The organism is Streptomyces flaveolus (genome assembly GCF_044765825.1).
In the GTDB taxonomy this organism is placed as follows: Bacteria; Actinomycetota; Actinomycetes; order Streptomycetales; family Streptomycetaceae; genus Streptomyces; species Streptomyces flaveolus.
In genome coordinates this window covers 1090874-1103426 of the sequence record NZ_JBIWKU010000001.1, presented here as the reverse complement: position 1 = coordinate 1103426, position 12553 = coordinate 1090874, and the positions used below count along the sequence as shown (strand labels likewise).

Sequence of the window (12553 nt, the reverse complement as noted above, 5' to 3'; positions counted from 1 at the left end):
GCGGGTCAGCTCCTTACGAGGGTGGCGGCGGCGGGGGCCGGGACGCGCTGCGCGAGCGGGGTCACGGGCGCGATCGCCTCCGGCGGCTCGCCGAGCAGTACCCGGCGCACCACGCGCTCGGCGGCCCGGCCGTCGTCGAACTCGCAGAACCGCTCCCGGAACGCCGCCCGCAGCGCCGCCGACTCGGCGCCCGCGTACGAGCCGTCGCGGAAGACGCGGGCCAGCTCCTCGGGGGTGTGCGCCACCGGGCCGGGCGGGGCCGCGGTCAGGTCGAAGTAGACGCCGCGGGTCTCCCGGTACACGTCCCAGTCGTCGGCGTACACGACGATCGGCCGGTCGAGGTTGGCGTAGTCGAACATGATCGACGAGTAGTCGGTGACCAGCGCGTCGGCGGCCAGGCACACGTCCTCCGAGGAGCGGTGCCCGGTGACGTCGATGATCCGGCCGCTGCCCTCCCTCCGGCCGCCCCGGTCGTAGAAGTAGTGGGCGCGCAGCAGCACCACCACGTCCTCGCCGGCCGCCTCGCAGAACGCCTCCAGATCCAGGCCGCCCGCGCCGAACCCGGTCTCGTGGTCGCGGTGCGTGGGCGCGTACAGGACGGCCGTCCTCCCCTCCGGTACGCCCAGTTCGCGCCGGATGCGGGCGACGTCGTCGGCGGTCGCCGTGTAGTAGACGTCGTTGCGCGGATAGCCGTACTCCAGGTGCTCGTACGAGCCGGGGAAGGCGCGCTCCCACATCTGGGTGGAGTGGCGGTTGGAGGACAGGTTGTAGTCCCAGCGGTCCACGCGGCCCAGCAGCTTGGCGAAGCTGCCGCTGGCCGCCGCCACCACCGGGTACGTCGACTGGTCCACGCCCATCGTCTTCAGCGGGGTGCCGTGCTGCGTCTGCAGGTGCACGCTGCCGGGGCGCTTGACGACACCCTCGGCGAAGTTGGCGTTGTTCACCAGGTACGTGGCCCGGGCCAGCACCTCCCAGTAGCGCCGGCTGCCGATGACGGCGTGCTCGACGCCCTCCGGCACGGTGTGCGCCTGGTCGGGCTCGACCAGGAACACCCCGCGCAGGTGCGGGGCGAGTTCGCGGGCCTTGGCGTGGATCGCGGCCGGGTTGCAGGCGTAGCCGCGGCCCCAGTACGCGCAGTACACGACGAGGTTGGGGTCCAGCGGAGCGCGCAGCCGGCGCCGATAGCGCAGGCGGGTCCGCAGCCCCTGCGGGCGGGGCAGCCGGCCGAGGATCCCGGCCGCCGCGCGGTTGGCGGCCCGCAGGGTGCGGAACGCCGTGTACGACCCGGACGCCAGCAGCCGGTGCTGCACGCCGAGCCGGCCGCCCGGCGCGCGGAAACCGGCGGGACGGTGGCGCCGGTACAGGCGGCTCGCCCGGCGGAAGAAGGCGCGACGCCCCCGGGTCAGCCGCCTCGGGTGGGCGGCCGTCTTCAGGATCAGGGCGAAGAGCTGCTCGAACAGCGGCCCGCGCCGCTCGGCCGGCAGCCCCCGCCCGGCGGCGTACGCCAGCGCCAGCTCGGCCTGGTCCAGCAGCTCGGCATGGTGCTCGCCGGGCTGGTTCAGCCGGCTGCCCTGGCGCCGCACCAGGTGCCGTACGACGATGGCGCGCAGCACCGTCATGCGGTCGGCGTCCGTCGCGGCCCGGGTGGCGAAGCCGATGTCCGTGTAGTGCCCGGCGGGGAACTCCAGCCGCCGCTCGGCGAGGAAGGCGCGGCGGTAGACGGCGCTCCACGCGGGCAGCTGCACGCCGGTCAGGTGCGGGGCGCGGCCGGGCGAGAAGGCCCCGTCCGGTGTCTTCGCCAGCAGCGGGGCGGCCGGGTTGGCCGGCTCGCCCTCCCACCAGGGGACGCGCTCGTGCTCGAAGTACAGCACGTCGGCGCCGCCGGTCTCCGCCAGCCGCGCGTCCAGCGCCGCCAGCGCGCCCGGCACCAGGACGTCGTCGCCGTCGAGGAACAGCAGATAGGCGCCGGTCGCCGCCCGCGCCCCGGTGTTGCGCGCACCGGCCGGGCCCCCCGACGGCGGCGAGTGCACGGGCGCCACCCGGGAGTCCCGCGCGGCGCGGTCGGCGGCGATGTCCGCCGCGGCGCAGTCCGGGGCGTCGCAGACGGGGATCAGCTCGAAGTCGCCGAAGGACTGGGCGAGGACCGAGTCCAGGGCCTGGGACAGCCGCCCTGCGACCCCATGGGACGGGACGATGATGCTGAAGCGGGGCATACTGCTCTTTCTCTCGTTGTCCTGGTCCGACGGGAGACCCCCGTCGCTCGGGCCGCCTGGCGGCCCGGCCGTCCGGTCGGCCGCCAGGTGGGCGGCCGGGTCGGAGTGGGCCGCGACGAGCTGCGGGGCATGCGAACTCCCAGTGGACAAACGGCGATCAGAGGCTGTCGGTGACGGTGCGCGGCCCGGCGGGTTGCGGCACGGTGGCGAGCGGGGGCCGGGAGAGGGCCGCGGCGGCGGAGGGGGCGGGGTGCCGTTCGGCGAGCGGCACCACCGGGGGGAGGTCCGTCTCCCCCAGCACGACGCGGCGGACGACGCGCTCGGCGACGCGGCCGTCGTCGTACGGGCAGAACCGCTCCCGGAAAGCGGCCCTGAGCTGGGCGGACCGCGGGCCGCACCAGTGGCCGCCGGCGAAGACGCCGATCAGCTCGTCCTCGTCGCTCGCCACCGCGCCCGGCGGGAAGGAGCGGAGGTCCACATAGGTGCCGAGGGCCGCTTCGAAGGCCTCCGGTTCGTCGGCGTGGAGCACGATCGGCCGGTCCAGGCCCGCGTAGTCGAACATCAGTGTCGAGCAGTCGGTGATCAGCGCGTCCGAGGCGAGGCACAGCGCCTCCACGCTCGGATGGCCGGTGACGTCGACGATCCGGTCGTGCCGGGCGGTGGTCAGCGGGCCGCCGTGCCGGGGGTGGGCGCGGGCCAGCACCATGAAGTGCGGGCCGAGACGGGTGACGAGGCGCTCCAGGTCGAGGCCCGCGCGCTGGGTGCGGCGGTAGTCGCGGTACGTGGGCGCGTACAGCAGCGCGACGGTGCCCTCGGGGATGCCGAGCGTCTCGCGCAGCCGGGCCACGTCCGCCGCCGTCGCCCGCTGGAGCACGTCGGTGCGCGGCCGGCCGTACTCCAGCGTGGTGTAGCGGCCCGGGTACACGCGCTCGAAGGTCAGGGTGGAGTGGCGGTTCGCGGAGACCAGGTGGTCCCAGGAGTCCACGGTGTCCAGGAGCCGGGCGAAGTCGGTGCCGCGGGCGGCGGCCGGGCGCTCCTGGAGGTCCAGGCCCGTGTACGCGAGGGGTGTCCCGGCCTGCGTCCGGACCACCACCTGACCCCGGCGCTTGACCAGGCCCGCGTCGAGACCGGTGTGGTGCACCAGGTACCGGGAGCGGGCCAGCGCCGTCCAGTACGCGGCCGTGTCCGGGGTGAGCCGGCGGGTGCCGGGCGGGACCGTGTGGTGGTGCGCGGGGTCGGCGGCCCACGCGGTGCGGACGTGCGGCGCGAAGGTGCGGAACGCCTCCTCCAGCGCGGCCGGGTCGCCGCCGTACCCCCGGCCGCCGCCGTCGGCGAAGACGGCGCGGTCGGCACGCAGGGGGAGGCGGCGCTGGATCCGGTAGTGCAGCCGCAGGGCGGCCGTGCGTGCCGTCCCGAGCAGCTTGGCGCAGCCCTTCAGCGTCCGGCGGCGCAGGGCCGACACCAGCCGCAGGGCCTCGTAGGTGCGGCGCAGGCCCAGGCGGAGCAGGGCGTGGCGCAGCCGGACGGCCGGCGGGACGGGGGCGCCGGGGACGCGGTAGCGGCGGCAGTGGACGCGGGCCCGGCGCATGAACTCGGCGCGCAGGGAGCGCGGGAGGCGGTCGGGACGGGTGAACACCGTCGCCAGGTGGTCGGCCATGCGGCGGAACAGCACCGGCCGCCAGCGGGCCAGCTCCGGGTCGGACTCGACGTACGCGAAGACCCGGTCGTACTGGGCGAAGACGTCGAGGTGGCGTTCGCTCGGGGTGCCCAGGATGCTGCCCCGCCGGCGCTGCCGGTAGTGAACGCAGACCCGGTCCAGCGTGGCGAGGGACTCCGCGGCCATCAGCACCGGGTAGGACCACGGGGTGTCCTCGTAGTGGCCGGGCGGGAAGACGAAGCCCTCGCGCTCGGCGAACTCCCGCCGTACGGCCTTGTTCCAGGCCACCATCAGCAGCTTCATGAGCCCCGGCCGGTCGGTCAGCCGGAACGGTGCCGGGCCCTGCTCGGTGAGGTGCGCCGCGGCCCGGTTGCGGACCGTCTCGCCGGTCCAGTAGGTGCGGGCGTAGTCGTAGACCAGGACGTCCGTCTCGCCGGTCTCCTTGATCCGGTCGGCGATGCTCCGCAGCGCGTCCGGGGCGAGGGTGTCGTCGCCGTCGAGGAAGACCAGGTAGTCACCGGTCGCCCGCTCCATCCCGGCGTTGCGGGCCGGGCCCAGGCCCTCGTTGCGGGGCAGGTGCACGGGCCGCACCCGCGCGTCGCGCTCCGCGAACTCGTCGGCGATCTCGCCGCAGGCGTCCGGCGAGCAGTCGTCGACCACGATCAGTTCGAGATCCGGGCAGGACTGGGACAGCACCGAATCCAGGCACTCGTGCAGATACGCCTGAACCTGGTAGGCGGGGACGATGACACTGAACCGGGGCACGGGGACATCCATGGGTCGGCGCGGGCGTTCGGCCCGGGAACGGCCCAGAGGGCGCCTTGGTTACGGTCGTCGCGGCATTCGAGGGATCTCGCGCGCGCGAAGAAGGGGGCGGACCGGTTTCCGGCCCGCCCCCTCAAGGGTGATGCGACGGCGGTTACTTGACGGCGCCCGCCATCACGCCGGAGACGAACTGCCGCTGGAACGCGAAGAACACGGCCAGCGGGATCACCATGGAGATGAACGCGCCCGGTGCCAGTACGTCGATGTTGTTGCCGAACTGCCGTACCTGCGTCTGCAGGGCGACCGTGATCGGCTGGCTCCCGGAGTCCGAGAAGATCAGCGCGACCAACATGTCGTTCCACACCCACAGGAACTGGAAGATGCCGAGGCTCGCGATCGCGGGCCCGCCGAGCGGCATCACCACCCGGGCGAACAGCCGCAGTTCGCCCGCTCCGTCGAGCCGGGCCGCCTCCAGCAGCTCCCTCGGGATCTCCGCGAAGAAGTTCCGCAGCAGGAACACCGCGAACGGCAGGCCGAAGCCGACGTGGAACAGGATCACTCCCAGGATCGACCCGAACAGGCCGATCTTGCCGAAGAGTTCGGCGATCGGGATCAGCGCCACCTGGACGGGGACGACCAGCAGCCCGACCACGGCCAGGAACCACCAGTCGCGGCCCGGGAAGTCCATCCACGCGAACGCGTATCCCGCGAGCGAGCCGATGACGACGACCAGGACCGTCGCCGGGACCGTGATCAGCACGGTGTTGACGAGGGAGGAGGTGATGTCGCCGTTCTTCAGCAGTTCCTCGTAGCTCTGGAAGGTGAGCTGCGACGGCTCGGTGAAGACCTTCCACCAGCCACTGGCCGCCATGTCCCTCGGCGTGCGCAGCGAGGACAGCAGCAGTCCGATCGTCGGGACCAGCCAGAACAGGCCCACCACGATCAGGAACACCCGGACCAGACCGCCGCTGACGCCTTCGGCGAGCCGCGAGCCCAGCGACGGCTTCGCCTTCACGGCGGTCCCGGACGGCTCGGTGGCCGCCTTGGTGGGAGAACCCGCGTCCACGGTCATCGCCGCACCTCCCGCCGCAGCCGCCGTACGTTACTGCGTCCTCCCGGGGGGCGACCCCCGGACCCCCAGCCGTCACACGGCGGACGCTCCGTCATCGCCGCACCTCCCGCCGCAGCCGCCGTACGTTGAACCACATCACCGGGATGACCAGGAGCAGCAGGAACACCGCGATGGCGCTGGCAACGCCCGGCTGGTCCGAGGCGAAGCCCTTGCGGTACAGCTCCAGGGCGAGCACGTTCGCGTCGTCCTGGGAGGAGCCGGGGGCGATGATGAAGACCAGGTCGAACACCTTCAGCACGTTGATCATCAAGGTGACGACCACGACCGCGAGGACCGGCGCGAGGAGCGGCACCGTGACCCGGCGGAAGACCTGCCACTCGTTGGCGCCGTCCACCCGGGCGGCCTCCAGGAGCTCCCGGGGGACGCCCGCCAGCCCGGCCGCGATCAGCACCATCGCGAAGCCCGCCCACATCCACACGTACGACCCGATGATGGCCGGGGTGACGAGCGAGGGGCCGAGCCAGTTCAGGCCGTTGTAGGCCTCCTTGAAGTTGTCGGCGGGCAGCCTGAGCAGCGCCCCGTCGGCCTCGGCGGGCAGCGTGAACGTGCCGTCGCCGGCGGCCTTCGTCGACGCGACGACCTTGCCGTCCTTGACGGCCTCGATCGTCATCCCGGCATAGCCCAGCTCGGCGGCGTCGACGCCGCCCAGCTTGCCGACGCCCTTGCCGCGGGTGAAGTCCTGCCAGGTGGTGCCGGTGATCTTCCCGTCCTCGGGCCGGGCGGGTACGGCCTTCTCCGCGCCGTCCGGCATCTGGTCGGGGGCCACGCCGACGAGCGGCAGCGTGACGACCTGGCCCGCGCCGACCGGCTCCTTGGTGATGAACGCGCCCCCGCCGGCCGGCTTCAGCGGGGAATCGCGGCCCGGGTGCGCCTTCGGGAACGCCGACGACTCGGCGAAGGTGTCGTGCACCCCCACCCACACCGCGTTCGCGACGCCCTTCTCCGGCGCCTGGTCGTACACCAGGCGGAAGATGATCCCGGCGGCCAGCATCGAGATCGCCATCGGCATGAAGACGACCAGCTTGAACGCCGTGCCCCAGCGCACCCGTTCGGTCAGCACCGCGAAGATCAGACCGAGCGCGGTGGCGACCGTGGGCGCGAACACCACCCAGATGACGTTGTTCTTCAGGGCGGTGCGGATGCCGTCGTCGGTGAACAGCGCCTGATAGTTGTCGAATCCGGCGAACGAGTCGCCGGACTGGTCGTAGAAGCTGCGGACCAGGGAGTACCCGATCGGGTACACCACGAGCGCGCCGAGCAGCACCAGGGCGGGCAGCAGGAACAGGGCCGCCACGGTCCGGCGGGTGCCGGTCACGCTCTTGCGCGACTTGGGAGCGGCAGGGCCCGGTGAGGCCCCTGCCGCCGTGGCCGACGCCATCGCGTCAGCCTCCGTAGGCGGCGGCCGCGTCCGCCTCCAGCTTCGCCTGCGCGCCCGCGATGTCCTTCGGGTTCTTCAGGAAGTCCTGCAGCGCCTTCCACTCGCCCTTGCCGGGCGTGCCGCCGAAGGCCTGCGGGGCCTGGTCCGACATGTCGAAGCGGAAGTCGTCACCGGCCGCGATCAGCGCGTCGGCCATCTTCTTCTGCACCTCGTTCGGGTACGCGCTCGTGTCGATGGCCTTGTTCGGCGACAGGAAGCCGCCCAGCTTCGCCTGGATCGCCGCCGAGTCCGGGGAGGCCAGGAAGGTGGCCAGCGCCTGCGCCGCCTTCGAGTCCTTGAGGATCACGGCCGCGTCGCCGCCCGAGACCACCGGCGCGGTGTCACCGACGGCCGGGAACGGGAACACCTTCGCGTCCGTGCCGACCTTCGCGTCCGTCTCGCCGATGTTGACCTGCACGAAGTCGCCCTCGTAGACCATGCCGGCCTTGGGCTGGTCGCCGCCGGTGAAGGTCTGCGTCACCGAGGCCGGGAACTCCGTCTGCAGCGCGCCGGACGCGCCGCCCGCGACAAAGTCCTTCTTGCCCCAGATCTGGGCGAGTGTGGTCAGGGCCTCCTTCACGGAGGGGTCCGTCCACTTGATCTCGTGCTTGGCCAGCTGGTCGTACTTCTCCGGGCCCGCCTGCGAGAGGTAGACGTTCTCGAACCAGTCGGTGAGCGTCCAGCCGTCCGCGCCGCCCACGGAGAACGGCGTGACGCCCGAGTCGTAGATCGTCTGAGCGGTGGTGAGGAGCTCGTCCCAGGTCTTGGGCTCGGCGGCGCCCGCGTTCTCGAAGACCTGCGCGTTGTACCAGATCAGGGACTTGTTGGCGGCCTTGTAGTAGACGCCGTACTGCTTGCCGCCGACCTTGCCGATGTCCTGCCAGCCCTGCGAGTAGTTCTTCGTCAGCTCCTTGGTGGCCTCCGCGCCCAGCGGCTTGGCCCAGCCCTTGTCGACCGCCTGCTTGATGGCGCCCGGCTGCGGGAGCATCGCCACGTCCGGCGGGGCGCCGCCCGCGATCTTCGAGCCGAGGAAGTTGATGATCGGGTCCTGGGCCGGAACGAAGGTCACCTTGGCGCCGGTGCGCTTCTCGAACTCGGCGAGGACCTTCTTGAAGTTCTCCTGCTCGGCGCCGGTCCAGACGGCGGCGACCTCCAGGCTCTCGCCGTCCAGCTTGGGAAGGGTGAGGGTGGCGGGCTTCTTGGTGCCGTTGCCCTGACTGCCCTCGTCGCCACCGCCGTTGTCGTCATCGCCACCGCCGCACGCGGTGAGCGAGAGCGCGAGGGCTCCCGCGGCGAGGGCGGCGGCGGCCCTGGTGGTCCTCTTCGCGGCGCTGCCTGTCCGCATGGTGCTGCTCGTGCGCATCACTGCCCCGTTCTTCGTTCCTCGTCGAACGTCCGGCGCTGTCCCGTGCGCTCTGGTGTACGCCAGGGGGGTGAGGGCGGCAAGAGCGCGTCCGTGGTGGGACCGAAGATCGTAATCGCGTCGTGACTCGCGGCGGCGGCCTGCGGGCCCCGGATGCGGCACCCCGCAACGCCGGGCCGCGCAACCCACCCCGAGCAGAGCAGCAGCACCGGGTGGCGATGTTTCCCACCCGGCCCGCGCCCCCGTCACAGCAGCGACGGCACCTCCGCCGCCGAGACCTCCCGGGCCGCCCGCTCCAACGCACTGGCCAGCAGCGCCAGATCCGTGGGCCCGTTCCCCAACTCCCGTACGGGACGCCGGTCGGGCGGATCCCCCATCCGGTGCCACTCCAGCGCCACGACGGTGGGCCGCAGGGTCGCCGTACGAGGGATACGCCCCGTGACCCGGCCCGCCTGGAACGGCACACTCCGCCCGTCCGCCCGGTCCAGCCGCCCCCGCCCCGGCAACGGTTCGTCCGGCCCCGCCGCCGGCGCGTCGAGCACGACCCGCAGCGACGCCCGGCGGGCCGGCTCCGTCTGGGCCGTACGGCCCCCCGGCCCGGCGGCCGCCACCAGGTGCACCCCGAGCCGGTCGCCCTCCCGCGCCACCGCCTCCAGCGCCCGCATCACCGACCCCGCCGCGGGCCGCCCCGGCGACCCGAGCGGCGGTGTCACGAGCGCGTCCAGATCGTCGACGACGACCACCAGCCGGGGCAGCGGCGGCACCGCTCCCGCCCGTCGCCGGGACGCGCCCGGCCGCAGCCGCAGCGTCGAACTGGGCGGCGACTCGACGTCCCCGGTCTCCGACATCGTCCCGGGGCCGCCCGCCGGCGTGCGCTGGCTGACCATCCGCCCCGACACCTCGCGCCCGGTGTGCCACTCGGCGAAGTCGGACCGCCCGAGCAGCTCGGCACGCCGCTTGAGCTCGGCGCTCAGCGACTGGGCGAACTCCCGCATCCGGACGGGGTCGTTGGCGATGAGGTGCGTGGTGACGTGCGGCACGTCCGTGCAGACGCGCAGGCCCTCGCCGTGCCCGTTGCCCGCGCCCACGTTGTCCCGGCCGTCCATCAGGACGATGCCGAGCCGGTCGGGGCGTTCGGCCGAGGCGAGCGAGGCGACGAGCGCCCGCAAGAGCTCCGTACGGCCGCTGCCGGGAGGGCCCTCGATCAGCAGGTGCGGCCCTTCGGCGGCGAGGTCCACCGCGACCGGGCCGCGCGGTCCCGCGCCCAGCACGGCGTGCGCGCGGCCGCCGAGGGACTCCGCGTCGTCGGCCGCGTCCGCCCAGCGGGCCATCAGGGAGGCCGGGGTGGCCCGGGCGAGGCCCAGCTCGTCGAGGAGCCGGGCCGCCTGGGGCAGCGGCGTGGACACGCGCGCGTGCCGCTCGCCCCCCGCGCCGTCGGTGCGCAGCGGTGCCAGGGCGCGCGCGAACCGCTCCGCCCAGGCGGGGGAGACGGCGTCCACCGTGCCGAGGGTGCCGTGGCCGACCGGGCCGCTCGGGGACGATCCGCTGCGCGCGACGCGCAGCAGCCGCAGGGTCGTCGCCACGTCACCGCTGAGCAGCGCCACGGCACCGCAGTCGCGGAAGACCGGCGACGCCGCGCAGGCCGACTCGTACGTCTGCATCACCGGCGAGGTCGGGGAGGCGGCGGCCGTCTCGGCGAGACACACGACGTGGATGCCGGCCCGGGGCCCCTCCAGGGCCAGCCGCGCCACCACCTCGCGCACGTCGGCGCCGCCCGGGTCGCCGTCCACGACGACCACGGTGTACGGGCCCGCGAAGCCGTCGGCCGCCTCGCTCCCGTCGTCCGCCCGCGCCCAGGAGGGCCGCCGGGCGGTCCCCGTGACGGCCCCGGGCCCGTCCGGCGTACGGGGCGCGTCCGGTACGCCGGGCCGCATGTCCTGGGCGGGAGCCGTCGGCTGGGCCGGGATCGTGCCGGCGGGGGCCGGCGGCCGGGGTCCGCTTCGCGCGTCCGTCAGGTGATCCTCCAGGCGGCGCAGGAGTTCCTGGGCGCGGGCCGTGGCCTGATCGCGGTCGTAGGCGAGCAGCAGGCGGCAGTCCTGGCCGTGCCCCGGGCGCACCTGCGGCAGCCAGCCCAGCCACGACCACTCGGCGGTCCGCTCCGCGAGGGGGCGCGAGCGGTCCGCGCTGATCAGGACGATCTCCAGCAGGTCGGGGGAGTGCAGCGCGGCGAGCTGGGCCAGCACCGCGCGGGCCAGCCCGGTGAGCCGCGCCCGCGGGCCCGCCAGCCCGAGCGCCCCGGCCTCGCGCAGCCCGACGGTCACCGGGACCGCGGGCAGCGGTGCGTCACCGCCGGGCGCCATCCGGTCGGCCGTGCCGAGCCGTACGGCGAGCACCTCGGGGTGCCCCGGTCCGCGCTCCCACAGCCGCGGCCCCGGTCCCAGCGCCGTCAGCAGGAGCGAGGCGGAGTCCGGCCATGTCTCCGGCACGGGGGAGGCGCCGACGGGGGGTGCCGCCTGCGCCGGACCGGCGGCCTCCTCGTCGTAGGCGTACGCGTCGGGCCCGGCGGCGTCCTGCGCGCCGCGCCCGCCGGTCAGCCGCCGCGCCCACGCCCCGAGCCCACCGCGCCTGCGCACGCCCTGCGGTACGTCGGTCCCCCGCAGCGGCGTCCCCTTGCGGCCGGCGCCCGCCGGGTCCGTGCCCTCCATGCCGGGCGCTGCTCCGTGGCCGCCCGTGCCGGACACCCCGGCGCCGGTACCGGTCGGCCCGGACCTCTCCGCACGGCGGGTCCCGCCTCCGCGGCCCGTGCCGGACGCCCCCGCCTCGGCACTTCCCGCGCCGTAGGCCCGCTGCTCGCCGCCCCGGTCCGCGCCGTAAGTCTCTCCGTGTCCCCGGTCCGTCCCGGAAGCTCCCGCCCTGCCCACGCCCCGCGCATCGGCCGTCCCCGCACGGCCGGGGCCGCCCGCGTCAGCCATCCCCGCGTAGCCCCAGCCCGCGCCGGTCGCCCCCGCGGGGGCGCTCCCCGCCCCGGGAGCCCCGGCGTGCGTGTCGCTCACCCCGGCCGCGCCGGACCGCGGACCGCCCGCCCCGGGGAGCGGGCGCGGCGCACCGCCGGGCGGGGCCGGGGACGGCGCGTCCCCCGGGAAGCCGGTGCCGTGGCTCTCGACGCGGGGCGCGGCGCCCTGGCCGGGCACCAGCGGGGGGCCGGCCGGTGCCGCGACGGTGCCGTACGCCGCCGTGCCGTGGGCGTGGTGCGTGCGCTCGGCGGGGATGTCCGCGCCGTCGCCCACGCGCCCGTGGGCCACCTGCTCCCCGTCGGTCACCGCGCCGGGCAGGCGCACGTACCCCTCGCCGTCCGGCGTCGTCGCCACCCGTATCGCGGCCCCCGGGGCGGCCGGGACCAGCCGCAGCGCCGACTCGCCGATCCGCAGCAGCGCCCCCGGCGCGAAGCGGACCGGACGCTCGCCGACGCGGGTGCCGTCCAGGGTGGTGCCGTTGGTCGAGCCGAGGTCGGCGACCGACACACGGCCGTCGGCGGCGACGGTCACGGCGCAGTGCATCCGGGAGACGTCCGGGTCGTCTAGCGCGACGTCCGCGTCGGCGGACCGGCCGAGCCGGATCTGGCCCCCGTGCAGCAGGTGGACGCCGCCCGCGTCGGGGCCGGCGACCACGTGCAGCTGGGCCGGGACGTCGGCGGGCTCGGTGTGCGGGTCGGGCTCGCCCGGGGCGCCCAGGCAGAGCACGGCGCCGTCGATCAGCGGGGGCTCGCCCAGGGTGCTGCGCTGGGCGTCGAGCCGCTGCGCGCCGGCATACAGGACCACCTGGCCGGATCCCTGGCCGTCACTGCCGGGGACCACCGAGGCCAGCGCGGAGGCGACCGCGGCCAACGCCGTGCCGGCCGGCGCCGTGACCAGCACGTCGCAGCTCGCGGCGTGTGCGCGGCCCCCCGTGGATACGTGCGGGCCCAGCGGATCTACGACGGTCAGCCGGATCTGCATCGCCGTCAGCG

6 protein-coding genes are annotated in these 12553 nt (G+C 74.9%); all 6 read right to left on the bottom strand.

Translation table 11 applies throughout. The features are described 5' to 3' along the window. Positions 1-5: 5 nt before the first annotated feature. On the bottom strand, positions 6-2213 hold the full coding sequence (locus tag ACIRG6_RS04910; protein ID WP_403320722.1) for a bifunctional glycosyltransferase family 2 protein/CDP-glycerol:glycerophosphate glycerophosphotransferase: 2208 nt from the start codon (positions 2211-2213) through the stop codon (positions 6-8). A gap of 157 nt (positions 2214-2370) precedes the next feature. Continuing rightward, positions 2371-4635 carry a bifunctional glycosyltransferase/CDP-glycerol:glycerophosphate glycerophosphotransferase gene (locus ACIRG6_RS04905; protein ID WP_403320720.1) on the bottom strand — a complete coding sequence of 755 codons (2265 nt, stop codon included), beginning with the start codon at positions 4633-4635 and terminating at the stop codon, positions 2371-2373. Positions 4636-4789: 154 nt separating this feature from the next. Further along, positions 4790-5707, bottom strand: a complete 918-nt coding sequence (locus tag ACIRG6_RS04900; RefSeq protein ID WP_350722649.1) for a carbohydrate ABC transporter permease — start codon at positions 5705-5707, stop codon at positions 4790-4792. Between the two features lie 91 nt (positions 5708-5798). Continuing rightward, a complete protein-coding gene (locus ACIRG6_RS04895; RefSeq protein WP_403320717.1) occupies positions 5799-7145 on the bottom strand; it encodes a carbohydrate ABC transporter permease in 1347 nt (448 codons plus the stop codon). Between the two features lie 4 nt (positions 7146-7149). After that, complete coding sequence (locus ACIRG6_RS04890) at positions 7150-8547, bottom strand: ABC transporter substrate-binding protein (protein ID WP_364674982.1); 1398 nt, start codon at positions 8545-8547, stop codon at positions 7150-7152. A gap of 245 nt (positions 8548-8792) precedes the next feature. Then, the gene (locus tag ACIRG6_RS04885) at positions 8793-12542 is read right to left on the bottom strand and encodes an FHA domain-containing protein (protein ID WP_403320763.1); all 3750 of its coding nucleotides are present in this window, start codon (positions 12540-12542) and stop codon (positions 8793-8795) included. Between the last annotated feature and the right edge of the window lie 11 nt (positions 12543-12553).